The following is a 23898-nucleotide window of genomic DNA, read 5'->3' on the forward strand; positions in this document are numbered from 1 at the left end:
GCTGTCGAAGCCGCGCCACAAAAGCAAAAGGCCACCCAGCGGCGGCCTTGCTTACCGGACATGAAGCGACGGTAATCGATGTCGCTTCAAGACGGATCCTTTGGCACTGGTGACGGGTTCCAGGACTCTGCCCAATCTGCAGCCGGTTGTTTCGCCTCGGATGCCTTGCATTGTGCATCTCGTTTGTGACAGCTGTTTGACGATAAGCAAGCGATTTGCAGCGCAAATCCTTGGCGGCTCCCGCGAATGCGGGGGGCAGATCTTGTCCGGCCGCCAGGGACGCGCAGCAAAGGTGTTTGCATCTCAGCGCTGGCTGATCTGGTCGAAGATGCCGCCGTCGTCGAAGTGCGTCTTCTGCGCGGCGCGCCATCCGCCGAACACTTCGTCGATGGTGATCAGTTTGGTGCGGGCGAACTGCTTGCTGTACTTGGCGGCGGCCTTGGCATCCCTGGGGCGGTAGTAGTGGCGCCCGGCAAGGTCCTGCCCCTCGGGGGTGTAGAGGAATTCCAGGTAGGCCTGGGCTTGTTTGCGCGTGCCACGCTTGTCCACCACCTTGTCTACCACGGTGACTGGCGGCTCGGCGAGGATGGACAGGCTGGGCGTGACGATCTCGAACTTGTCAGGCCCGAGTTCCTTGACGGCAAGATAGGCCTCGTTCTCCCAGGAGATCAGCACATCGCCGATGCCGCGTTCGGTGAAGGTGGTCAGTGAGCCCCGTGCGCCTGAATCCAGCACCTTGGTGTTGGCGTAGATGCGCTTGACGAAGGCCTTGGCCGAATCGGTATTGCCGCCCGGCTGGCTGAGGGCATAGGCCCAGGCTGCCAGGTAGTTCCAGCGCGCGCCGCCCGATGTCTTGGGGTTGGGCGTGACCACGTCAACGCCGCTGCGCGCCAGGTCGGGCCAGTTGGTGATGCCTTTCGGATTGCCCTTGCGCACCAGGAACACGATGGTCGAGGTGTAGGGGCTGCTGTTGTGGGGCAGTCGCTTCTGCCAGTCGGCCGGGATCAGCTTGGCCTTGTCATGCACGGCATCGATATCGTAGGCCAACGCCAGTGTCACCACGTCGGCCTCCAGCCCGTCGATCACCGATCGGGCCTGCTTGCCCGAGCCACCATGCGACTGCCTGATCGCCAGCGTCTCGCCGGTCTTGCTCTTCCAGTGCGCGATGAAGGCCTTGTTGATGTCTTGATAGAGCTCGCGCGTCGGGTCGTAGGAGACGTTGAGCAGGCTGCTCTGTGCCTGTGCAGTGCTGGCGATCAGCGTGGTGGCGAGCAGGGCGAAGGTGCGGCGTGTGAGGGCATTGAATCGCATGGGGACCTGGGAGTGAAGTCGATCGGTATGACGCTCACTCTAGGCCGCTGCCCTCCGGCAGGGAAACAAGAAGTTCTGCTTTGCATTGCAGGACCTTCGCAAACCTGCGGCCGCCGGCGGCCAGCCTTGCTGCCAGAGCGCGCCGCCCTTGCAGCGTGGGTCGGTGCTGCTGTCCGCTCAGTCGACCGACAGCGCCGTCTTCACCGCTTCCTCGCTGAGGTCGGACGCGCACTCCTGCAGGAAGCGGTAGGCATAGCCGCGCAGGTAGTGGCCGCGCTTGAGCGCGATGCGCGTGGTGTTGCCGGCGAAGAGATGGCCGGCGTCGAGCAGCGCGAGGTCGGTGTCGCGCTCGGGCTCGAAGGCCATGGACGCGACGATGCCCACGCCCAGGCCCACGCGCACATAGGTCTTGATCACGTCGGCATCCAGCGCCGACATCACCAGGTCCGGCGCCAGGCCCGCGGCGGCGAAGGTGGCGTCGATGCGCTCGCGGCCGGTGTAGCCCTCGTGGTAGGTGATCAGCGGCAGCTCGGCGAGCTGCTCGATCGTGATCGGCTCGCGCTGCGTGGCCAGCGCATGGCCTTGCGGCACGACCAGCGCGTGGTGCCAGTCGTAGAAGGGGAAGGTGACGAAGGCGGGATGTTTGTCCAGCGCCTCGGTGGCGATGCCGATGTCGGCCTCGCCGGAGTCCAGCATCGCGACGATCTCCGCCGGGCTGCCCTGGTGCAGCACCAGGTGCACCTTGGGAAATGCGGCCTTGAAGCGCGCCACCACCTGCGGCAGCGCATAGCGCGCCTGCGTGTGCGTGGTGGCGATGGTGAGCTGGCCGCTGTCGGCATCGGCGAATTGGTCGGCCAAGCGCTTGATGTTGCGCGCGTCCTGCAGCATGCGCTCGACGATCACCGCCAGTTCCTTGCCGGGCTCGGTCAGGCCCAGCAGGCGCTTGCCGCGGCGCACGAACAGCTCCACGCCCAGCTCGTCCTCCAGGTCCTTGATGTGCTTGGAGACGCCGGACTGCGAGGTGAACAGCGCGGCGGCCACCTCGGTGAGATTGAAGTTGCGCTGCACCGCCTCGCGGATGATGCGCAGTTGCTGGAAGTTCATCGCTAGTCTCGGCTCAGGCGGCTGCCTGGTCGAACAGGCTCAGCCGGCGCGCGCTCAGCCGCACCGCCTGGCCGGGCTGCAGGTTCAGCGCGCCGGCCTGCTCGCGGCTGAGCTCGGCCTCCAGCGGCCGGCCGTCGGCGCTGCTGAGCTCCACGCGGCTGGCCGAGCCGAAGCTGAGCACACGCTCGACGCGTGCGGGCAGGCCCTGGGCGGTCGGGTCGGTGAGGATGGCGAGCTCGTGCGGCCGCGCATAGGCCTGCACCGGGCCGGCCGGCTGGGCCTGGCCGAGCAGCGCGATCTCGTCGGCGCGCTCGAAACGGTTGACCGCGCCGAGGAAGCCGTAGACGAAGGGTGTGGCCGGCTGTTCGTAAACCTGCTGCGGCGTGCCGACCTGCTCGACCTTGCCGTGATCCATCAGCACCACGCGGTCGGCCACCTCCAGCGCCTCTTCCTGGTCGTGGGTGACGAAGAGGCTGGTGATGTGCAGCTCGTCGTGCAGGCGGCGCAGCCAGCGGCGCAGTTCCTTGCGCACTTTCGCGTCCAGCGCGCCGAAGGGCTCGTCCAGCAGCAGCACGCGCGGCTCCACCGCCAGTGCGCGGGCCAGCGCGATGCGCTGGCGCTGGCCGCCGCTGAGCTGCGGCGGAAAGCGATCGGCCAGCCAGTCCAGCTGCACCAGGTTCAGCAGCTCGTGAACCTTCTTCTTGATCGCGGCCTCGCTGGGCCGCTCCTTGCGCGGCTTCACCCGCAGGCCGAAGGCGACGTTGTCGAACACCGTCATGTGGCGGAACAGCGCGTAGTGCTGGAAGACGAAGCCGACCTGGCGCTCGCGCACATGGGTGTCGGAGGCGTCCTCGCCGTCGAGCAAGACCTGGCCGCGGTCGGCCGTCTCCAGCCCGGCGATGATGCGCAGCAGCGTGGTCTTGCCGCAGCCCGACGGGCCCAGCAGCGCGACCAACTCGCCGGTGGGGAAGTCGAGGCTGACATCGCCCAGCGCGGTGAATGCGCCGAAGCTCTTGTGGATGTTGCGGACTTGAATGCTCATGATGCAGCGGCTTCCTTGATGGCGAGGGCATGGCGCCATTCGACGATTTGCTTGAGCACCAGCGTCACCAGCGCCAGCAGCGCCAGCAGCGAGGCCACCGCGAAGGCGGCGGCGAACTGGTACTCGTTGTAGAGGATCTCCACATGCAGCGGCAGCGTGTTGGTCTGGCCGCGGATATGGCCCGAGACCACCGACACCGCGCCGAACTCGCCCATGGCGCGCGCATTGCACAGGATCACGCCATAGAGCAGGCCCCACTTGATGTTGGGCAGCGTGACATGCCAGAAGGTCTGCCAGCCGGAAGCGCCAAGCACGGTAGCGGCCTCCTCCTCGTCGCGGCCCTGGGCCTGCATCAGCGGGATCAGCTCGCGTGCGACGAAGGGGAAGGTGACGAACACCGTGGCCAGCACGATGCCCGGCACGGCAAAGATGATCTTGATGTCGTGGGCCTGCAGCCAGGGGCCGAACCAGCCCTGCGCGCCGAACAACAGCACATAGATCAGCCCGGCGACCACCGGCGAGACCGAGAAGGGCAGATCGATGAAGGTGATCAGCAGCTGCTTGCCACGGAAGTCGTGCTTGGCGATGGCCCAGGCGGCGCTGACGCCGAAGACCAGGTTCAGCGGCACCGAGATCGCGGCGGCCAGCAGCGTGAGCTTGATAGCCGAGAGTGCATCGGGCTCGACCAGTGCGGCCAGGTAGGCGTCCCAGCCCTTGCGCAGCGCTTCGGTGAAGACTGCCAGCAGGGGCAGGATGAGGAACAGGAAGAAGAAGCTCAGGCCCAGGGCGAGCAGCGTGTAGCGCACCCAGGGCGCCTCACGTGTGGCGGGGTTGCTCTGGTAGCGGCCCTTGGGCGTGCCGAGCGACGAAACGGCGCCGCTCATTTGCGCACCTCCAGACCGTTGCGCCTTGCGCTCCATGCCTGCAGACCGTTGATGGCCAGCAGCAGCACGAAGGAGAAGATCAGCATCACGGTGGCGATCGCGGTGGCGCCGACGTAGTCGAACTGCTCGAGCTTGGAGATGATCATCAGCGGCGTGATCTCCGAGACCATAGGGATGTTGCCGGCGATGAAGATCACCGAACCGTACTCACCGACCGCGCGCGCGAAGGCCAGTGCAAAGCCGGTCAGCAGTGCTGGCAGCACGATGGGCAGCACGACCAGTCGGAAGGTCTGCCAGCGGTGGGCGCCCAGCGACGCGGCGGCCTCTTCGAGCTCGGTCTCCATGTCTTCCAGCACCGGCTGCACGGTGCGCACGACGAAGGGTAGACCAATGAAGATAAGGGCGACCAGAATGCCCAGCGGCGTGAAGGCCACCTTGATGCCCCAGGGTTCGAGCAGGGCGCCCAGCCAGCCGTTGCCGGCATAGAGCGCGGTCAGCGCGATGCCGGCCACCGCGGTGGGCAGCGCGAAGGGCAGGTCGATCAGCGCATCGACAAGCTTCTTGCCCGGGAACTCGTAGCGCACCAGCGACCACGCGAGGATCAGGCCGAACACGGTGTTGATCGCCGCGGCCAGCAGCGCGGCGCCGAAGGACAGCTGGTAGGACGCGAGCACGCGTGGCGCGGTGGCTGCGGCCCAGAAAGCATCGAAGCCATGACCTGCGGCCTTGATGAACACCGCCGACAGGGGGATCAGCACCAGCAGCGACAGGTAGAACAGCGTGAAGCCCAGCGTGGGCGCGAAGCCGGGCAGCACGCGGCGCGGCTTGCGCCGCGGCGCCGCTGCAGGCACGGGTGCGTCGAGGACGGCAGTGCTCGTCATGTGGGCGGCCTCGTCAGCGCTTCAGGACGAGCTGGTCGTAAACGCCACCATCGGCGAAATGGGTCTTTGCCACGGCAGGCCAGCCGCCCAGCAGCGAGTCCACGGTGAAGGTCTTCACCACCGGGAAGCGCGCTGCATGCCGCTGCGCCACGGCTTTGTCGCGCGGGCGGAAGTTGTGCTTGGCGATGATCTCCTGGCCTTCCGGCGAGTAGAGGAAGTCAAGATAGGCCTTGGCTGCGGCGGACGTGCCTTTCTTGGTCACCACCTTCTCGACCACCGCAACCGGCGCCTCTGCTTCGATCGTGATGCTCGGATAGACCACGTCAAACTTGCCCTTGCCGACCTCGTTCTCGATCAGCTCGGCCTCGTTCTCGAAAGTCACCAGCACATCGCCGATGTCGCGCTGCGTGAAGGTGGTGGTGGCGCCGCGACCGCCGCCGTCCAGCACCGGCACATTGGCCAGCAGCCGGGCGACGAACTCGCGTGCCTGCGCTTCGCTGCCGCCCTTGGCGATCACCGAGCCCCAGGCGGCCAGATAGGTGTAGCGGCCGTTGCCCGAGGTCTTGGGATTGGGCACGATCACCGAGATGCCGCTGCGCGCCAGATCGGGCCAGTCCTTGATGCCCTTTGGGTTGCCCTTGCGCACCAGGAACACGGTGGTTGTCGTGTAGGGCGCGGCGCCATGCGGGAAGGCCTGGCGCCAGTCCTTGCGGACCAGACCCTTGTCGGCGAGCAGGTCGAGGTCAGTGGCCTGGTTCATCGTCACCACGTCGGCCTCCAGTCCTCCGGCCACCGACAGCGCCTGACGGCTGGAGCCGCCGTGTGACTGGCTCACGCTCACGGTCTTGCCGGTCCTGGCCTTGTGCTGCGCGACGAAGGCGGGGTTGATGTCCTTGTAGAGCTCCCGGCTAACGTCGTAGGAGACGTTGAGCAGCGTGGCATCTGCGCTCTGGGCCCAGGCGGGCAGCAGAGGCAGGGACAGCAGCAGGAGCAGCAGGGGGCGACGAAGATGGGGCTTCATGAACTGACAGGCATGGCTTGCGGGAGCCGAAGCTTGCCAGCGAGTGCTCGCGAGGTGAACGAAGCTTTTCGCCTTTGCTTATTCGTCCGATGCACAAGGCCTGCAGGCATGGGAAGGGCGCCGTCTTGTCACGGCCGTTCAGCCGTCCGACTGCTTGATGCGGCCGTCGAAGGCGCACGCAACGGCTTGGCTCGCCGGGCTGCGGGCTTCAGCGATGTCGAGTCGGCGGCGCCTCGGCCCTCAAGCCCCTGGCGACGTTGTAGTCGCTCGCCCCACCTTGTGCGGTGATCGATGAGCGACCGGATACTCGCAGCCAAGTCCAACCTGGCGCACACCCCAATCCATCCACCACCATGCAACGCCTTCTGCTTGTGCTCCTGCTCGCGATCTTGCCCATGCGAAGCCACGCCATCGAAGAGCCCGGCTTTGAGCTCATTCGCACCCTCGACAAGGTCGAATTGCGCCGCTACGCGCCCTATGTGGTGGCCGAAGTGCTGATGGATGGCCCGGCCGATGAGGCCGGGAATCGCGCTTTCCCCATCCTGGCGGGCTACATCTTCGGCAAGAACAAGGGCGAGAAGAAGTTCGCCATGACTGCGCCGGTGATGCAGGCCGCCGAGCCCATGCGCATGGCGATGACAGCGCCAGTGACCCAGTCGCCCGTGGCCGGTGGTTTTCGCGTGCAGTTTGTGCTGCCGAAGTCGGTGACGCTCGAAACGGCACCTGAGCCGATCGATCCGCGCGTGCAGCTGCGCGAGGTGCCCGCGTCGATCTGGGCTGTGCTGCGCTACTCGGGAAGTTGGTCCCAAGCCAACTACCAGGAGCATCTCGGCCTGCTCAGGCAGACCCTGCAGGCCCACGGCGTTGCCACCGAGGGCGAGCCTGTGCTGGCGCGCTACAACGCCCCGCTGGTGCCCTGGTTCCTGCGCCGCAATGAGGTCTGGTTGGCTGTGCGTTGACGGAAGCCATCCAGCGCCCGAACTGAGTCCGGGGCGGTCAGCGGCGCGACGCACGGTGTTGCGCGAGTCTGTTGTGCGGCCCCTGCGTACGAGGGCACTCGCTGGGCAGGCGGTAACTGGCAGGGGATTTGTACTGATCAGTATCTTTGTGAACTGATCGGTATAGACTGTGGCTTTCAATCATCCGGAGCGCCGTCCCATGAGGTCCATCAAAGCCGCCCTTGTCGTCACCGCATTCGCCGGCACGCACGGCTTCGCGCATGCGCAGGCTGGCTTCTACCGTGCCGTCACGCCGCCAGGGGCTTCCCAGGGCGGTCTGGCCTCGGCGGCCTTGCTGGTCGGGCGTGAGTACCAAGGGTCGGACGAGTCTCGCGTGCGCCTGCTGCCCGGGCTCGACTACCAGTGGCGCAACGGCTTCTTTGCAGGCACGTCCACCGGACTCGGCTTCAATGCCTCATCTGCGCCAAGCATGGCTTATGGCGCGCGGATCACTGCGGACTTCGGACGCAAGGAACGGCGGAGTAACGCACTGCGCGGTCTGGGCGATGTCGAGCCGCGTCCGGAGATCGGTGCCTTTTTCAGTATCAGCCCGACGAGGAATGTCGCGCTGAACTCGTCGCTGCGCTACGGCAGCGGCAACGACCGTGATGGCCTGCTCGTGGAGGTCGGCGCCAGCTGGAGCGTGGCCCTCAATCCGGCGCTGCGGCTGGGTACCAGCCTTGCGGCGACCTGGGGCAACGCAAAGTACCTGCGCGACTACTTCGGCGTCAGCGTCGCGCAGTCCGGTTCGAGTGCTTATCAGCCCTTTGTTCCGGATGCGGGTCTGCGCGACCTGCGTCTGGGGGTGTCGCTCGCCTACCGGATTGCGCCCGCCTGGACCTTGATCGGCGCGGTCACTCATACCGGGCTTCAGGGTGATGCACGGCGCAGTCCCATCGTGCGAGAAACGGGCACGAACTCGGCGCTGCTGTCATCGGGCTACAGCTTCTGAGCCGCAGGCCTCCATCGGGTTGTCTGGACTCGGCTCCAGCCAGGCAACTCATGGTGGTCTTCTGGGGCTCGGTAGCAAAGAGAAAAGCCCCGATGCATCGCTGCATCGGGGCTTCAGTGTTTTGGCTCCCCGACCTGGGCTCGAACCAGGGACCTACGGATTAACAGTCCGGCGCTCTACCGACTGAGCTATCGGGGAATCGCTGTGCGATCGATTTTCTGCGGCCCGGCGTACGGTTGCGCCTGACCTGATGGGTCACAAAAAACGCACCTCTCGGGAGGTGCGTTCTTCGCTGCTGTTCTTGGCTCCCCGACCTGGGCTCGAACCAGGGACCTACGGATTAACAGTCCGGCGCTCTACCGACTGAGCTATCGGGGAACAGAGCCTCGCATTATAGCCAGAGTTTTTTGGTCGTCACAACTGAATCTCGACACTGGCGCGCCAGCTGCGCGGCGCCAGCGGATAGAGATAGGCATGGCCGTACTGATAGGGCGATTCGCGCCAAGCGCGCTTGTCGGCCAGGTTGTTCACGCCCAGGCGCCAGACGACGAGTTGCTGCGCGCTGCGGGCCTGCTCCCAGCGCAGGCCGGCGTCGAGGCGAGTCCAGCCAGGGATCTCGACGCTGGCGTCGGGCAGCACCAGGCGCGGCCCCTCGTAGACCAGGCCGCCATCGACGCTCAGCTGGGGCAGGCCAGCAGCGCTCAGGCGCTGGCGGGCGTTGAGCTTGAGCGTCGTCTCGGGCACGTTGACCGGACGCAGACCGTTGAGCGTGGCGTCGAGCGCGCCTTCGCGACGCGCGTGGAGCTTCATCGCGCTGGCCAGCAGGCTGCCGTCCTGCCATTTGATGTCGGCCTGGGCCTCGATGCCGCGATGGCGTGCGATGCCGTCGGCCTGGCGCGTGCAGCTGGAGGGCGTGCTGTCGCAGGCGCCGATGTCGCTCCACACCGGGCGGCGCAGGTCGAAGGCGGCGACGGCCCAGTCGACTGTGGAACTGCCGGCCTTCAGGCCGAGTTCGAGCTGCCGGCTCTTCAGCGCGGGCAGGGCCTGGCCGGCATTGCTGTAGCGGCTGCGGTTGGGTGCGACTTCGGATTCCACGCCTTCGCCCCAGCTCGCATAGGCCATCAGCCGCGGGCTGAAGGCATAGCTGAGGCTGGCCCATGGCGTGCTGAAGCTCTGCGCATAGTCGGTGGCACGCGAACCATCGGTGCGCACTGACTCGCGTTCGATGCGGCTGTGGCGCAGGCCAAGCCAGGCCTGCCATTGCGCGCTCAGGCGCACGCTGTCGCGCAGGTAGAGCTCGGTGCTGCGCTCCTCGCGGTTGGTGTTGACGTCATTGGGCTCGGGCACGGCGGGCGAGGGCATGTCCATGAATACATTGCCGATGCCCGACCACTGGTAGGTCTGCGCGCCGAGATGGGCCTGGTAGCGCGACAGCAGCAGTCCGGAGGCGAGCTGGTGCTGCAGGCCGGCTGTGGCGAACTTGCCAGCCAGCGAGAGGTCCAGCGCCTGGCTGCGGCGGCGCTCGTTCTCGCTGCGGAAATCCCAGCGGTCGAAGTCGCCGTTGCTGCAGTAGCGGTCCCAGCGGTCTTCGGCCGAGCAGCCATAGGCGTAGGCCAGGCGGTCGTCGGTCCTGAGTTCCTGCACGCCCAGATGCGCCTGGGCACGCCAGTCGGCATTCAGGCGCTGCTGCAGGCGCAGCGAGGCATGGGTGTTGTCGAACACCACCGGCAGCGACCAGTCGAGGTTGTTCAGATTGCGGCGCGGATCGATGCTCTTGGCCGAGGGCAGCGCGTCGCCCAGCAGGCTGAAGCCCGGCTGGCTGCGCTGCGACTGACGGTTCCATTCGAACTCGGCCTCGAGCAAGGTGTCCGGCGCGACGCGCCAGTCCGTGGCCACCGCGAAGAGCTGGCGCTCGCCGTCGGCATCGCGGAGCTCGGGGTGCAGGCGTGCGCCGGCCGCATTGATGCGCAGGCCGAAGGCGTCGCCGCTGCCGAAGCGTTGGCTCCAGTCGACACCGGCTTCCAGCGTGCCGCGTTCGCTGACGCCGAAGTTCAGCGTCAGCAGTTTCGCGTCGGGCCGCTTCACCACCAGGTTGACCAGTCCGCCCGGCGCGCTGGTGCCTGCCTGGATGCCGCTGGCGCCCTTGAGCACCTCGACACTGGCCTTGTTGCCCAGCGCCAGTGCGGTCTCGGCGTTGATCGGCAGGCCGTCGCGGCGGAAGTTGAAGCGGTTGTCCAGATCGAAGCCGCGTACCTTCAGGTAGGACACATAGCCGACCGAGTTGTAGGCGTCGCCGACGCTGGCATCGAGCTGCGTGAGGCCGGCCAGGCTGGAGATGCCGGCATCGGCCAGCCGCTCGGCGCCGAGCACGCTGGCCTGCAGCGGCAGCTTGGCCACCGGGGTGTCGCCCCAACCGCCCGCTTGGACCGGGGCCTCGGCATTGCGGCCGCTGACGGTGACGGCCGGCAGGTTCGCCGTGCTCTGTGCCTGCGCATTCAGTGCAAGGAGCAGCGCGGCTGCGAGCGTGCCGAGGGGGGGGAGGTGATGCTTGTCGGAGTTCTTGGTGTTTGCCATCGTCGGACTACTGGGTCGATGGCAGGTCGGCGAACGCGTCCAGCGTGCCCGGGCATCACGAGAGAAAGAAGCCGTGAAGGCCCGTTTGCGGCGGCTGGCGTTTCAGCTTCCCTGCGCGAGGATTAACTCGATCCCCTGTCGGGGACTCCTTGACGCCAGCGGCGCCGCGGATCAGGTTCAAAGGGACTTTCTCAGCCAGCTTCCTTGCGAAAGCCAGCACCCCTAGCGAAGGCGCCCATTCTATCGGCGTGTGCAAAGAAAAAGCCCGCCGAGTGGCGGGCTCTTTGCGAAGACCAGACCTGGGCTCAGTCGAACACCGGCGTCTCGACGCCAAGCACCTTGTGCAGCTTGGGGCTGGTGGTCGTGTACTGCAGCAGCACGCGCTTCTCAGGGAAGATGTAGGGCGCAGCGGCGAAGGCGGCCAGCGCGGCCTCGTGGAAGCCCGACAGGATCAGCTTCTTCTTGCCCGGGTAGGTGTTGATGTCGCCCACGGCGAAGATGCCCGGCACGCTGGTCTCGAACTTCTCGGTGTCAACGACGATCTGCTTGCGCTCCAGTGCCAGGCCCCATTCGGCGATCGGGCCCAGCTTGGGGCTCAGGCCGAAGAACACCAGCACCTGGTCGCAAGGTACGACGCGGGTGACACCGTCGCCGCCGGTGACCTTGACGCCCTTGAGCACGCCATCGTCGCTCTCGTCCAGGCCGGTGATCTGGCCGACCATGAACTGCATCTCGTAGTTGTCGCAGAGCTCCTTCATCTTGGCCACCGAGGCCGGCGCGGCGCGGAAGCCGTCGCGGCGGTGCACAAGGATCACGCTCTCGGCCTTGTTGGCGCTGCCGTCGTCATTGCCGGCGCAGAAGTTCAGCGCCCAGTCCAGTGCCGAGTCGCCGCCGCCGACGATGACCATGTTCTTGCCGGCGAACTGCGCCGGGTTGCGCACGCGGTAGTGGACCTGCGAGCCCTCGTACTTGTCGATGCCGTCGACCTTCAGCGTGCGCGGCTGGAACGAGCCCACGCCGCCGGCGATGAAGATGGTCTTGGTCAGGAACTGCGTGCCCTTGGAGGTGGCGACGAAGAAGCGGCCGTCCTCGCGCTTTTCCACCGTGGTGACTTCCTGGCCAAGATGGAAGGTCGCGCCGAAGGGCTCGATCTGCTTCATCAGGTTGTCGGTCAGCTCCTTGCCGGTGCACACCGGCACGGCCGGGATGTCGTAGATCGGCTTGTCCGGGTACAGCTCGATGCACTGGCCGCCGGGGTAGGCCAGCGAATCGATGATGTGGGCCTTGATTTCCAGGAGGCCGAGTTCGAACACCTGGAACAGGCCGACCGGGCCGGCGCCGACGATGACGGCATCGGTTTCGATCACGCCCTGGGCGGGGGAGGTCGTCGCTTGAGTCACTTGAGTTTCCATTCGGTGGGCGGGCGGGCCGGCACAGCTGCGGCGCGGCCCCGCAGGTTCAGCGGATCAGCTCGGAGAGCTTGCCCTTCTTGTCTTTCCATTCGTCGGCATCGGGCAGCGGCGTCTTGCGCTTGGTGATGCTGGGCCACTTCTTGGCCAGCTCTTCGTTGAGCTTGATCATGTGCTGCTGGTCGCCGGGCACGTCTTCCTCGGGCACGATGGCGTTTGCCGGGCACTCGGGGATGCAGACCGCGCAGTCGATGCACTCGTCCGGATCGATGGTCAGGAAGTTGGGGCCTTCGCGGAAGCAGTCGACGGGGCAGACGTCGACACAGTCGGTGTACTTGCAGCGAATGCAGCTTTCGAGAACAACGTGGGTCATGGATCAGCTCGGAAGTGTTGGTGGCCCGGCGACGCCGTGATCCGCATTGACTGCGGCCTGTTGCGGCGCACAAATGGGCGATTTTAATCGTTCGCCCTGAGGGCGGCAGCTTGTGCTCGATCAAGCTGGGGGATTTGTCGCTGGCGGCGCTTGGCCGGCAGCGGGCGCGCGCCCACGCCGACGGTGACGACGGTCGGTCGGCCCTGGTGCAGCAGTGCTGCCGCGCCCAGGCTGCCGACCTGGTGGTCGCTGGCCAGCGCATCGGCGCAGCCGGCGCGCGAGACCACCGAAACCGACGTGTCCACGGGCCAGCCGGCCTCGAGCAGCTTGCGCGACAGCGCGGCGAGCTGGCGGCCGGCCATGTAGAACACCTCGGTATCGGCGCTGCGCAGCGCCTGCAGATCGCCATCGCGCGTCATTGCCGTCGTCAGGCTGACGCTGCGGCCGGCGCCGCGGCGCGTCAGCGGGCGCTGCGTCTGCGCAGCGGCTGCGATCGCCGCGGTGACGCCGGGCACCACTTCGGACGTGATGCTGGCTTCGGCCAGCGCCTGCAGCTCTTCTTCGAGGCGGCCGAAGATGCTGGCGTCGCCGCCCTTGAGGCGAACGACGCGCTGATGCGTCTGCGCCTGGCGCACCAGTGCGGCGTTGATGGCAGCCTGCGCCGTGGAGTCGCAGAAGCCGCGCTTGCCCACGTCGATCCAGCGCGCCGTTGGCGCCAGCTCGCGCAGCGCGGGGTCGGTCAGTGCGTCGAACAGCACCACCTGCGCCTGGGCCAGCGCGCGGGCGCCGCGCAGCGTGATCAGGTCGGCGGCACCGGGGCCGGCGCTGACGAAGACGACATGTCCCATCGCGTGGTCCCTGCGCTTCAGCGCACCAGCAGCGCGCCGCTGGTGCGGTTGCTGGCTGGGTCGACGATGATCAGCGCACCGCCGACGCGGTTGCTGGCATAGGGCTCCACCGGCAGCGCGGCCTGCACCTCGATCTGCACATGGCCGATCTCGTTGACGGCCAGTTCGTGCGCCTCGGTCTCGGCCAGCGTGTGGATGTCCACCTTGTGCTCGATGCCGGCGATTCGTGCCTGCACCCAGCGGTTGCCATGGCGCAGCCAGTACTTGCGGCCGGGCACGGCCGGCTCGGTGTCCAGCCAGGCCAGCGTGGCCTCGAAGCTCTGCGTGGGCTTGGCGCTGCCGGGCGTGACGATCCAGTCGCCGCGGCTCACGTCGAGCTGGCGGTCCAGCACCACGCCGGCGGATTCGCCAGCCACGCTGTGTGCCACCGTCTCGCCCGCGCGGCGCACCTTGGCGACCAGGGCCGTCTCGCCGCTGGGCAGGATCTGCACCTCGTCGCCGGCCTTGACCTGGCCGTGGGCGATGCGGCCCCACAGCGTGCGCGGCTGGTTGCCCGTACCTTCGCCTTCGCGTGCCACGTACTGCACGGGAATGGCCAGCTTGCCTTCGACCGTCTCCTGCACGGTGGGCAGGCGTTCCAGCACCTGCAGCAGCGAGGGGCCGTCGTACCAGTCTGCCGCCAGCGGCTGCGTGACGTTGTCGCCGCGCAGCGCGGAGACCGGCACGATGGCCGAGACCTTGATGCCAGCCTGGGCCGCGAAGCGCTGCAGCGCGGCCTTCACCTTGGCGTAGCCGGGGCCGGGCTGTTCCAGCGCGTCGATCTTGTTGATCGCGAACACCAGGCCCGGCACGCGCAGCAGATGGGCCAGCAAGGTGTGGCGGCGCGTCTGCGGCAGCAGCACCACCTCGGCCTGGCTCAGGTCAAGCTTGGTCACGTCCACCAGCACCACGGCGGCATCGCTGCCGGCAGCGGCAGTGACCATATTGCGCGTGTACTGCTCGTGGCCCGGTGCATCGGCAATGATGAACTTGCGCTTCTTGGTGGCGAAGTAGCGGTAGGCGACGTCGATGGTGATGCCCTGCTCGCGTTCGGCTTCCAGGCCGTCGGTCAGCAGCGACAGGTCGATCGGCTGGCCGGCGGCGCGCTTTTCCAGCGTGTCCAGTTGGTCGGCCAGGATCGCGCGGCTGTCGAATAGCAGGCGGCCGATCAGCGTGCTCTTGCCGTCGTCCACGCTGCCGGCGGTGAGGAAGCGCAGCGCGCGGTGCTGGGTGTCGACGTCCTGCTGGTGGATCAACTCATGAGTGGCTATGGCGCTCATATCTAACCTTGTCTTGATCGAGTGGAGTCCATGGAGCCGGCTTTGCCGGGCCATCGGACTCGCCCCCTTGAGGGGGAGGCGCGGAGCGCCTCGGGGGTGGGCTTAGAAATACCCTTCTTTCTTGCGGCGCTCCATCGAGGCATCGGAGGTGCGGTCGTCCATGCGCGTGGCGCCGCGCTCGCTGACCGTGACGGTCAGCGTCTCGGCGACGATGTCAGCGGCGTTGGCGGCGGAACTCTCGACCGGGCAGGTGCAGGTCATGTCGCCGACGGTGCGGAAGCGCACGGTGGCGGTCTCCACCGTCTCGCCGGCCTCCGGCGGCGTGACCTCGGTCAGCGGCACCAGCAGGCCCTTGCGCGGGATGACCTGGCGCGGGTGGGCGTAGTACAGGCTGGGCAGCGGGATGTTCTCGCGGGCGATGTAGAGCCAGACGTCGAGCTCGGTCCAGTTGCTGATCGGGAAGGCGCGGAAGTGCTCGCCGGGACGGATGCGGGTGTTGAACAGCGTCCACAGCTCGGGGCGCTGCTCCTTGGGCTGCCATTGGCCGAAGCTGTCGCGGTGGCTGAAGATGCGCTCCTTGGCTCGAGCCTTCTCCTCGTCGCGGCGGGCGCCGCCGATCATGCAGTCGAAGCGGTGCTCCTCGATGGTCTCCAGCAGGGTCACGGTCTGGTGGCCGTTGCGCGACTCCAGCGGATGGGCCAGGCGCACGGTGCCGCGCTTGATGCTGTCTTCCAGATGGCCGACGACCAGACGTTCGCCCATTTCGGCGACGCGCTCGTCGCGGAACTGGATCACCTCGGGGAAGTTGTGGCCGGTGTCCACATGCACCAGCGGAAAGGGCAGCTGGCCGGCAAAGCGCGGGCGCTCGCCGGGTGCGCTGATCTTGCGCTTGAAGGCCTTCTCGGCCAGGTGCAGCACGACGCAGCTGTCCTTGCCACTGGAGAACAGCAGGCCGGGACGCTCGAAAGCGGCGGCGACCTCACGCAGGATGAAGATGGCCTCTTCTTCCAGATGGTCCAGGTGGCGCTGGTCCACGCTGGGCAGGAGTTTGTCGAGATTCACTGGGGCATTCATGCCTGAACTCCAGACTTCGTCAGTTCGTCGTTGCTCTTGGCCTTGTGCAGGCCGCATTCCTTGGCATTTTCGTCTTCCCACCACCAGCGGCCGGCGCGGAAGTCCTCGCCTACCGCGATGGCGCGCGTGCACGGCGCGCAGCCGATGCTGGGCATGAACTGGTCGTGCAGCGCGTTGTAGGGCACCTTGTGGGTCTGGATGAAGTGCCAGACGTCGGCCCAGCTCCATTCGGCCAGCGGGTTGTACTTGCTGCGGCCCTGGCCGTCGGGCTCGCTGAAGGGCACGTCGGCGCGGTTGCTGCTCTGCTCGCGGCGCAGGCCGGTGATCCAGGCGCTGCGGCCGGCGAGCATGCGCGACAGCGGCTCGAGCTTACGGATTGCGCAGCATTCCTTGCGCAAGGCGAGGCTCTCGTACATCGCGTTCTCGCCGCGCTCGCGCACGAAGTGGACGACCTGCTCCTCGACAGGCTTGAACACCTCGACCTTTAGACCGTAGCGCGACTCGATCTGCGGCAGCAGCGCCAGCGTCTCGGCGTGCAGACGGCCCGTGTCCAGCGTGGCGACGGCCACCGGCAGGCGGTCTTCGGCGATCAGCGCGGTGATCACCATGTCTTCCGCACCCAGGCTGCTCGACAGCACCAGGCTGGCGCCGTGGGTGCCTACCGCCTCGGCCAGCACGGCGCGCGTGCGCGCCAGACGTTCGTCGAAGCCGGCGGTGGCGCGGGCATAGAGGGTGATCGCCGAGCTGGCGCCCGGAACGCTGCTCGGCAGTGCCGAGACTGGAAGGCTAGCCACGTCGCCGCTCATGCCGGCACCTTGGCAAACAGCGGGCGTGGTTCCTGCACATCGCCCTGGTAGTGCGCCGGGAAGAAGCCCAGCGCGCGGCGCGCGGCATCCAGGCTCTGGTCCGGGCGCAGCTGCGCGGCATCGAAGCCGGTGCGCGCCAGCAGCGGCAGCATGTCGACCAGCACCTCGCCCACGGCGCGGATCTCGCCGCCGAAGCGGTAGCGCGAGCGCAGCAGGCGCGCCTGGCTGTAGGCGCGGCCGTCCACCCATTTCGGGAACTGCAGCGCGACCAGGCTCAGGCGCGGCAGGTCGGCGGCCAGCTCCTCGATTGCGTAGTCGTTGGCGACCTGCACGCCCACCTGCATGCCTGCGGGCCAGGTGTCGCGCACGGCATGCCATTGCTCCAGCGTCAGCAGCAGGTTTGGTGCGGCTACCGGGTGCGACACCGGACCGTCCTCGCCGGCCACGCGATGCCATTGGTCGTGATGCGTGTCGATGAACTTCATGGTGCTCATTGTCGGGCGGGCTCAGGCGGTGGCTGTCGCAGTTGAGGAGCGCACCGCATTGGCGGCGCTCTTGAAGGGCTCGATGCCGACGCGGCGCACGGTGGCTATGAATCGCTCGGCTGCGCTGCTGCGCTGGCTGCGGTAGGTCTGCACGACGGCTTCGATCACATCGGCCACCTCGTCGGCGGCGAAGGAGGGGCCAATCACCTTGCCGGCGCCGGCCGCACCCGACAGCGTCGAGCCGTCCGAGCCGCCGAGCGTGACCTGGTACCACTCGCTGCCGTCCTTGTCGACGCCGAGGATGCCGATGTGGCCGCTGTGGTGGTGGCCGCAGCTGTTGATGCAGCCGCTGATGTGCAGGTCGATGTCGCCGATGTCGTAGAGCTCGTCGAGGTCCTGGAAACGCTCTGTGATGTCGGCGGCGATCGGGATGGAGCGCGCATTGGCCAACGCGCAGAAATCGCCGCCGGGGCAGGCGATCATGTCGGTTAGCAGACCGATGTTCGGGGTCGTGAAGCCGATTGCCTTCGCGGCCTCGAAGACGGCGGGCAGCTCGCTTTCGCGCACCCAGGGCAGCAGCAGGTTCTGGTCGTGCGTGACGCGCAGCTCGCCGAGGCTGAAGCGATCGGCCAGATCTGCCGCGGCTTCCATCTGCGCATCGGTGGCGTCGCCCGGTGCGATGCCAACGCGCTTGAGCGACAGCGTTACCGCGCGGTAGCCGCTGACGCGGTGGCCGTGCACATTGCGCTCCAGCCAGCGCTTGTAGGCGCCGGGCTGCACGCCCTCGAAGACGTCGATGGGCGGCACGGCAGCGACGCCGGTGGGCACGACGAAGCAGGCCGCGACGCGGTCCAGCTCGGCCTGCGGAATGATGTGCTCGTGGCCGCCCTCGTCCTGCTCGAAGATCTGGCGGAACTCCTCGTTCACCGCATCGAAGAACTGCTGGCCTTCGGCCTTGACAAGGATCTTGATGCGCGCCTTGTACATATTGTCGCGGCGGCCGTAGCGGTTGTAGACGCGCACGATCGCCTCGATGTAGACGAGGATCTGCTGCCAGGGCAGGAACTCGTTGATCACCTGGCCGATCACCGGTGTGCGCCCCATGCCGCCGCCGACCAGCACCTTGAAGCCGACCTCGCCCTGATCGTTCTTCAGCAGCTGCAGACCGATGTCGTGCCAGGCGATCGCCGCACGGTCCTCGGCGGCGCCGGAGATGGCGATCTTGAACTTGCGCGGCAGGAAGGCGAACTCCGGATGCAGCGTGCTCCACTGGCGCAGCACTTCGGCATAGGGGCGCGGATCGACGATCTCGTCCGGTGCGATGCCGGCCAGGCCGTCGCTGGTGATGTTGCGGATGCAGTTGCCGCTGGTCTGGATGCCGTGCATGTCCACCTCGGCCAGCAGGTCCATCACGTCGGCGGCCTTGGGCAGCGGAATCCAGTTGTACTGCAGGTTCTGGCGCGTCGTGAAGTGGCCATAGCCGCGGTCGTACTCGCGGGCGATGCGCGCCAGCTGTCGCAGCTGGCGGCTGGAGAGCACGCCATAGGGCACGGCCACGCGCAGCATCGGCGCATGGCGCTGCACGTACCAGCCGTTTTGCAGGCGCAGCGGGCGGAACTCGTCGTCGGACAGCGTGCCGGCGAGATTGCGCTCCAGCTGGTCGCGGAACTGTGCGGCGCGAGCGCGGACGAACTGGCGGTCGAAGTCGGTATAGACGTACATGGTCAGCGGGAAAACAGCGAAATCAGTGGATGACCTTCCAGCCGGCCATCACCAGAGAGGCGCAGAGCAGGCCTCGGACGATGCCGTCGGGCAGGCGGCGTGTGGCGTGGGCACCCAGCCAGATGCCCGGCACCGAGCCGATCAGCAGCGGCAGCAACAGGCCCCAGTTGCGTGACCCAGGGTCGCGTGGCCGATGCCGGCGACCAGCGTCAGCGGCACCGCATGGGCGATGTCGGTGCCGACGATGTAGCGCGCCTCGATGCGCGGATAGATCAGCAGGATCAGCGTGGCGCCGATTGCGCCGGCACCGATGGACGACAGCGAGACGAGGAAACCGAGCAGCACGCCCGAAGCCACCGTCAGCCAGGGCTTGCGCGATTCGGGGATGTAGCGTTCCAGCCGCAGGCCCAGCGCCTGCCAGGACGGGCGGAACGCCACGACGACGGCGGTGAGCAGCAGCGCGATGCCCAGCGAGAAGGTCAGCGCGCTGGCCCAGCCCTTGGTCAGCCCGGTCAGGTGCATCAGCGCCACGGTGATCAGCGAGGCCGGGATGCTGCCGGCCAGCAGCAGACCGGTGATGCGCCAGCGCACATGGCCGTGGCGCGCATGTGCGACTGAGCCCGAGACCTTGGTCAGCGCTGCGAACCAGAGGTCGGTGCCGATCGCGACGGCCGGGCTCAGCTTGAACACGGACAGCAGCAGCGGCGTCATCAGCGAGCCGCCGCCGACGCCGGTCACCCCGACGATCAGGCCGACGCCAAGTCCGCTTGCGATTGCGATCCAGTCCAAGTTGCTCCCTCACGTCGTCGCCCCGATGGCAACGCCAGGCTGCGAACTGTATTGAGGGTCCTTATGCGGACAAACTACAGATTTGTAGATTGCTTATCCAGCCTGGTGAATTTGGTTTGCACAGGCCGCCAGGGGAGCTGCCTTGGCTGTCGCGCCTGTCGTGCGCATGCTCCAGTCACTCGTGCTGTCAGCTTCTTGTAGGGCAGAGCCGGGCGCGCACCTTACACTGTAGGTTCAGGGAGTCATCCAGCTTTTTCAGGATTACTCATGAAGGTCAGAGAAGCCGTGATCTACAACGGAGAGAAATTCTCCGTTCCACAGTGCATCCAGCGCATAGACCATAAATCGACTCATGGTTGGCAACTCCGCTACGGCGGCACCAAGCTCTACTCCGACGGCACCTTCGGTGACGCGGCGAAGGCCCTGGCTGCTGCGACCAAGGAGCTGTCCAAGCGCATGACGAAGTTGCCGGCCCCGTCCCGGCTGAAACCGACACCCAGCGCCAACAAGAGCAGCGGGTTGCCGGTTGGCATCTCGGGGCCCATCGTTCGTGAGCGCAGCCCCAACCGTCGAGACTGCAGCTTCTCGGTGCTGCTGCCTCGTTATGGGGCGGCCGCGCAGCGACGCAGCGTCTATATCGCCTCGGAGAGCACCTACACCATCGAGCGCTATCAAGAGGCGCTCGAGAAGGCGATCGCACTGCGTCAAGCCGCCGAAGAGGCCTACCGACGTGATGCGACCAAGGCCAAGCGCAAGGAAGGCCGCGCGCTGCTGGGCCGTTGAGCGTTTCGCCGCCGGGCTGCGGGACTGTGGCGGCGCGGGGCATGGGCGCGACTTCTAGAATCGCGTCCATGTCTTCGTTTCCCGATCGGCCGAGCGCCCTGCGGCGACGCGCGGCGCTGCTGGTGTGTGCGTCGGCTTTGCTGGGCGCATGCAGTTCCGTCGCGCCGCCACCTGTCCCGACGCCCCCACCCGAGCCGTCCCGCCCACCGGCGGCGCCAAAGCCGCCGTCGATCGGTTTGGCGCTCGGCGGCGGCGCCGCGCGTGGCTTTGCGCATATCGGCGTGATCCAGGTGCTGGAGGAGCAGGGCATCAAGGTGGACCTTGTCGCCGGCACTTCCGCAGGCAGTTTCGTTGCCGCGCTGTATGCCTCGGGCATGAACGGGCGCGAACTGGCCACGCTGGCCGAGAACATGGATGAAGGGGCGATCACCGACTGGTCCTTCCCCGGCCGCGGCGTGATCCGCGGCGAGGCGCTGGCGCGCTATGTCCGCGAGAAGACGGGCGGCAAGCTGATCGAGCAGATGCCGCTGCCCCTGGGCATTCTGGCGACCGATCTCGCGGATGGCTCAGGCGTGCTGTTCCGCAGCGGCGACACCGGCGCGGCGGTACGGGCTTCCAGTGCCGTGCCGGCGGTGTTCCAGCCGGTGAAGATCGGCGCACGCGAGTTCGTCGATGGCGGCCTGGTGGCACCAGTGCCGGTGCGGCATGCGCGTCAGATGGGCGCCGAGCTGGTGATCGGCGTCGACATCTCGTCGCCGCCAGCGGACAAGTCTCCGGCCGACGCGATGCGCATGCTGCTGCAGACCTTTGCCATCATGGGACGCAGCATCAATGTCTTCGAGCTGCGCGAGGCCGACGTGGTGATGCGCCCGCGGCTCGATGGCGTTGGCAGTGCCGACTTTACCGCACGGCGCCGGGCCATCCAGGCGGGACGCGAGGCGGCGCTGGCGGCGCTGCCGCAGCTGCGTGAGCGCATCGCCGCGAAGACACGCTAGGCCCAATCGGCAAGAGGAGGGCAGGCATGGACGACGACGAGCTGTTGACCGACCTGCCGTTGTTCCCGTTGCAGGCACCGCTGTTCCCGGACGGCGTGCTGCACCTTCGCATTTTCGAGCCCCGCTACCTGGACATGGTGCGGCGTTGCCAGGAGCAGGGTCGGGCCTTCGGTGCCGTTTGCCTGATCGAGGGCGGCGAAGTCCGCCGCAACGATGGCGCGGGTGGCTTTGTGCGCGAGCGCTTTCACGAGCTCGGCACGCTGGCGCACATCGTCTCGATGGAACGGCCGCAGCCTGGCTTGCTGACGCTCCGATGCCGTGGCGGGCGACGCTTTCGCCTGGAAGCCTGCGAGTGCCTGGCTCATGGGCTGTGGGTCGGGCGCGCACGCCGCCTGCCCGACGATGCGCCGATGGCGGTGCCGGCGGATCTGGCTCCGCTGGTGCCACTGCTGCAGAGTCTGGTGCACAGCCTGGCTCAGGGGGCGGCGCTCACCGAGATGCCGGTGCAGCCGCCCTACCGCTGGCAGGACTGTGGCTGGCTGGCCAACCGCTGGAGCGAGCTGCTGCCCTTGCCGACCAGCGAGCGCCAGCACCTGCTGGCGCAGGACAGCCCGCTGCTGCGTCTGGAGCTCATTGCCGATCAGCTTGAGCGCCTGGGCATCATGCCCAGCGCAGGTCCGTCGGCGCCTGGCGACTGAGCGCCGCAGGGACGAAAAAAAGCCCGGTGAGTACACCGGGCCTTGAACGGCACCTTGGAAGCGATGCTTCCGCCGGGCCGAGGAGACAAAACCGTACGCGAGTGATCCGATCAGGCAGCGCGCTTGCGCGAAGCCGGGGCCGAGGCCTTCACCGCAGTGCTGGTGACAGCCTGGAAGTTCGACTCGGCCACTTCGGTCGCCTGCTTGACAGCCTTCTGCACGCTCTCGAAAGCATTGCTGGCGGCGGCGACAGCCGACTTCATCAGCGCCACAGCGTTCTCGCTGCCGGCCGGTGCATTCTTGGCGGCGCTGTCGACGACGGCGGCGAACTTCTTCTGTGCGTCGGCCAGCTGAGCCTCGGCCACCTTGGCCACTTCGGCATTGGTCGCGGCAGCGATGTCATAGACATGGCGGCTGTACGAAGCGGCCTTCTCGGCGCTCGGTTGCAGCAGCGTGGCCTGCAGGGCCAGCAGTTCCTGAGCGTCCTTGACCGACAGGGCGGCCTGGGTGTTGTCAGCGGCCTCGCTCAGCGCGGCCTTGGCAACCTGGAGGTTCAGCTCGACCAGCTTCTCAACGCCTTCGAAGGCCTTGTTGGTGAGACCGAACAGGGTCTCGACGTTGGCTTTTTGGGCGGCGAAAACTTGTTCAGCAGTCAGCATTTGAGGCTCCTTGCGGGGTTGATGCGAATTGGGTGATCGGTGCTGCAATTCATGTTGCACTGCAGCATGGATCGAAGTATGGGGGCACGAAAACCGGATTGCAAGAACTTTTTGTGCGGCGCAGCAAAATTAGGGAGGCCACCCAGGAAAGCATGCCCGCAAGCCATGACGAGCAGGTGACAGGCAGAAGTCGGGGAAGCGGGCTATCGTCGGTGTCGACACGCCATGCAAGCCTTTCACTCCGACGCCCACAGCCTGCAACTGCCGCCTGGCCACCGCTTTCCGCAGTCCAAGTACCGCCTACTGCGCGAGCGCATCGAGGCTGAGCCGGGGCTGATCCTGCTGCACGCCGCTGTGCCGGCCAGTGAGGACGAGCTGCTGCTGGCGCACACGCCGCGCTACATCGAGGCGGTGCTGCACGGCCAACTCAGCGCGGCCGAGTTGCGCGAGATCGGCTTTCCGTGGTCGGTGTCGATGGCCGAACGCTCGCGTGCCTCGGTGGGCGCAACCATCATGGCAGCAAGGGCGGCGTTGGCTGAGGGCGTGGCAGCCAATCTGGCGGGCGGCACCCACCATGCCTATGCGGACAAGGGCTCGGGCTACTGCGTCTTCAACGATGTTGCGGTCGCAGCGCGGCTGATGCAGGCCGAACAGGGCTGTTTGCAGCGCAGCCTGCTGCGCGTGCTGGTGATCGACCTGGACGTGCACCAGGGCAATGGCACCGCAGCGATCTTCCGCGACGACGACAGTGTCTACACCTTCTCGATGCACGGGGCGAAGAACTTCCCCTTCCGCAAGGAGGCCAGCGACCTGGACGTCGAGCTGCCCGACGGCTGCGGCGACGAGCCCTATCTCGGGGCGCTTGACACCGCACTCGAGCGCATCTGGAGCCAGTTCGGCGACACCCCGCCAGGACTGGCCTTCTACCTGGCCGGCGCCGACCCTCACGAGGGCGACCGGCTCGGCAGGCTCAAGCTGACCAGCGCCGGCCTGCGCGAGCGTGACCGCCGGGTGCTCGCTGCGCTGCGCGCGCGGCGCATTCCCGTCGCGCTGAGCATGGCCGGCGGCTACGGCCACGACCTGAACACCACGGTCGATGTGCAGGTGAATACCCTGAGTGAAGCTGCGCACAGCTGGACGCTATGGCGGCAGCAGCGATGAAAGAATCCCC

22 protein-coding genes, 2 tRNA genes and 1 pseudogene are annotated in these 23898 nt (G+C 67.1%); 6 read left to right on the forward strand and 19 right to left on the reverse strand.

What is annotated here, in order from left to right; translation table 11 throughout:
- Positions 1 to 303 precede the first annotated feature (303 nt).
- From AC2EBS_RS01060 to AC2EBS_RS01085, 6 genes are all read right to left on the reverse strand, one after another.
- Positions 304 to 1311, reverse strand: a complete 1008-nt coding sequence (locus AC2EBS_RS01060) for a sulfate ABC transporter substrate-binding protein (RefSeq protein WP_484726536.1) — start codon at positions 1309 to 1311, stop codon at positions 304 to 306.
- 177 nt (positions 1312 to 1488) lie between these two features.
- Entirely contained in the window at positions 1489 to 2415 is a 927-nt protein-coding gene (locus tag AC2EBS_RS01065; protein WP_484726537.1) for a CysB family HTH-type transcriptional regulator, read from the reverse strand.
- A 13-nt stretch (positions 2416 to 2428) separates the two neighbouring features.
- Positions 2429 to 3457 (reverse strand): sulfate/molybdate ABC transporter ATP-binding protein, encoded by a 1029-nt coding sequence (locus AC2EBS_RS01070; protein ID WP_484726538.1) that lies wholly within the window; start codon positions 3455 to 3457, stop codon positions 2429 to 2431.
- Entirely contained in the window at positions 3454 to 4341 is an 888-nt protein-coding gene (cysW, locus tag AC2EBS_RS01075) for a sulfate ABC transporter permease subunit CysW (RefSeq protein ID WP_484726539.1), read from the reverse strand. The genes AC2EBS_RS01070 and cysW overlap by 4 nt, the downstream gene beginning before the upstream one ends.
- Entirely contained in the window at positions 4338 to 5222 is an 885-nt protein-coding gene (gene cysT / locus AC2EBS_RS01080; RefSeq protein ID WP_484726540.1) for a sulfate ABC transporter permease subunit CysT, read from the reverse strand. Before cysT ends, cysW begins: the two co-directional genes overlap by 4 nt.
- A gap of 13 nt (positions 5223 to 5235) precedes the next feature.
- Positions 5236 to 6243, reverse strand: coding sequence for a sulfate ABC transporter substrate-binding protein (locus AC2EBS_RS01085; protein ID WP_484726541.1), 1008 nt, complete (start codon positions 6241 to 6243; stop codon positions 5236 to 5238).
- Between the two features lie 395 nt (positions 6244 to 6638).
- On the opposite strand from AC2EBS_RS01085, the gene AC2EBS_RS01090 reads away from it, so the two are divergent.
- On the forward strand, positions 6639 to 7202 hold the full coding sequence (locus tag AC2EBS_RS01090; protein WP_484726542.1) for an SOUL family heme-binding protein: 564 nt from the start codon (positions 6639 to 6641) through the stop codon (positions 7200 to 7202).
- Between the two features lie 199 nt (positions 7203 to 7401).
- A complete protein-coding gene (locus tag AC2EBS_RS01095) occupies positions 7402 to 8193 on the forward strand; it encodes a MipA/OmpV family protein (protein WP_484726543.1) in 792 nt (263 codons plus the stop codon).
- A gap of 122 nt (positions 8194 to 8315) precedes the next feature.
- Here the strand turns inward: AC2EBS_RS01095 and AC2EBS_RS01100 are convergent.
- From AC2EBS_RS01100 to AC2EBS_RS01155, 12 genes and pseudogenes are all read right to left on the reverse strand, one after another.
- A tRNA-Asn gene (locus tag AC2EBS_RS01100) sits at positions 8316 to 8391 on the reverse strand.
- A 104-nt stretch (positions 8392 to 8495) separates the two neighbouring features.
- Positions 8496 to 8571 (reverse strand) — tRNA-Asn (locus AC2EBS_RS01105).
- Between the two features lie 36 nt (positions 8572 to 8607).
- Complete coding sequence (locus tag AC2EBS_RS01110) at positions 8608 to 10767, reverse strand: TonB-dependent siderophore receptor (RefSeq protein WP_484726544.1); 2160 nt, start codon at positions 10765 to 10767, stop codon at positions 8608 to 8610.
- A gap of 305 nt (positions 10768 to 11072) precedes the next feature.
- Positions 11073 to 12167 (reverse strand): NAD(P)/FAD-dependent oxidoreductase, encoded by a 1095-nt coding sequence (locus AC2EBS_RS01115; protein ID WP_484726545.1) that lies wholly within the window; start codon positions 12165 to 12167, stop codon positions 11073 to 11075.
- Between the two features lie 58 nt (positions 12168 to 12225).
- Positions 12226 to 12549: a ferredoxin FdxA gene (fdxA, locus tag AC2EBS_RS01120; RefSeq protein WP_484726546.1), complete on the reverse strand. Its 324-nt coding sequence runs from the start codon at positions 12547 to 12549 to the stop codon at positions 12226 to 12228.
- An 83-nt stretch (positions 12550 to 12632) separates the two neighbouring features.
- Positions 12633 to 13397, reverse strand: a complete 765-nt coding sequence (gene cobA, locus AC2EBS_RS01125; RefSeq protein ID WP_484726547.1) for a uroporphyrinogen-III C-methyltransferase — start codon at positions 13395 to 13397, stop codon at positions 12633 to 12635.
- A 17-nt stretch (positions 13398 to 13414) separates the two neighbouring features.
- Positions 13415 to 14716, reverse strand: a complete 1302-nt coding sequence (locus AC2EBS_RS01130) for a sulfate adenylyltransferase subunit 1 (RefSeq protein ID WP_484726548.1) — start codon at positions 14714 to 14716, stop codon at positions 13415 to 13417.
- A 102-nt stretch (positions 14717 to 14818) separates the two neighbouring features.
- Complete coding sequence (cysD, locus tag AC2EBS_RS01135) at positions 14819 to 15790, reverse strand: sulfate adenylyltransferase subunit CysD (RefSeq protein ID WP_484726549.1); 972 nt, start codon at positions 15788 to 15790, stop codon at positions 14819 to 14821.
- A complete protein-coding gene (locus tag AC2EBS_RS01140) occupies positions 15787 to 16596 on the reverse strand; it encodes a phosphoadenylyl-sulfate reductase (RefSeq protein ID WP_484726550.1) in 810 nt (269 codons plus the stop codon). The genes cysD and AC2EBS_RS01140 overlap by 4 nt, the downstream gene beginning before the upstream one ends.
- Positions 16593 to 17090, reverse strand: a complete 498-nt coding sequence (locus AC2EBS_RS01145; protein WP_484726551.1) for a DUF934 domain-containing protein — start codon at positions 17088 to 17090, stop codon at positions 16593 to 16595. Before AC2EBS_RS01145 ends, AC2EBS_RS01140 begins: the two co-directional genes overlap by 4 nt.
- A gap of 12 nt (positions 17091 to 17102) precedes the next feature.
- The gene (locus AC2EBS_RS01150) at positions 17103 to 18803 is read right to left on the reverse strand and encodes a nitrite/sulfite reductase (RefSeq protein ID WP_484726552.1); all 1701 of its coding nucleotides are present in this window, start codon (positions 18801 to 18803) and stop codon (positions 17103 to 17105) included.
- A gap of 22 nt (positions 18804 to 18825) precedes the next feature.
- Positions 18826 to 19592: pseudogene (locus AC2EBS_RS01155) on the reverse strand (sulfite exporter TauE/SafE family protein).
- Positions 19593 to 19859: 267 nt separating this feature from the next.
- On the opposite strand from AC2EBS_RS01155, the gene AC2EBS_RS01160 reads away from it, so the two are divergent.
- The 3 genes from AC2EBS_RS01160 to AC2EBS_RS01170 all read left to right on the forward strand — a co-directional run bounded on the left by AC2EBS_RS01160 (position 19860) and on the right by AC2EBS_RS01170 (position 22068).
- A complete protein-coding gene (locus AC2EBS_RS01160; protein ID WP_484726553.1) occupies positions 19860 to 20375 on the forward strand; it encodes a hypothetical protein in 516 nt (171 codons plus the stop codon).
- Between the two features lie 68 nt (positions 20376 to 20443).
- A complete protein-coding gene (locus tag AC2EBS_RS01165; RefSeq protein WP_484726554.1) occupies positions 20444 to 21370 on the forward strand; it encodes a patatin-like phospholipase family protein in 927 nt (308 codons plus the stop codon).
- Positions 21371 to 21396: 26 nt separating this feature from the next.
- On the forward strand, positions 21397 to 22068 hold the full coding sequence (locus AC2EBS_RS01170; protein ID WP_484726555.1) for an LON peptidase substrate-binding domain-containing protein: 672 nt from the start codon (positions 21397 to 21399) through the stop codon (positions 22066 to 22068).
- 110 nt (positions 22069 to 22178) lie between these two features.
- Here the strand turns inward: AC2EBS_RS01170 and AC2EBS_RS01175 are convergent, their stop codons facing one another.
- Entirely contained in the window at positions 22179 to 22727 is a 549-nt protein-coding gene (locus AC2EBS_RS01175; protein ID WP_484726556.1) for a phasin family protein, read from the reverse strand.
- Positions 22728 to 22952: 225 nt separating this feature from the next.
- Here AC2EBS_RS01175 and AC2EBS_RS01180 point away from each other — a divergent pair, with 225 nt between their 5' ends.
- The gene (locus tag AC2EBS_RS01180) at positions 22953 to 23888 is read left to right on the forward strand and encodes a histone deacetylase family protein (protein ID WP_484726557.1); all 936 of its coding nucleotides are present in this window, start codon (positions 22953 to 22955) and stop codon (positions 23886 to 23888) included.
- The last annotated feature ends 10 nt before the right edge of the window (positions 23889 to 23898 follow it).

The organism is Roseateles sp. T103 (genome assembly GCF_057219915.1).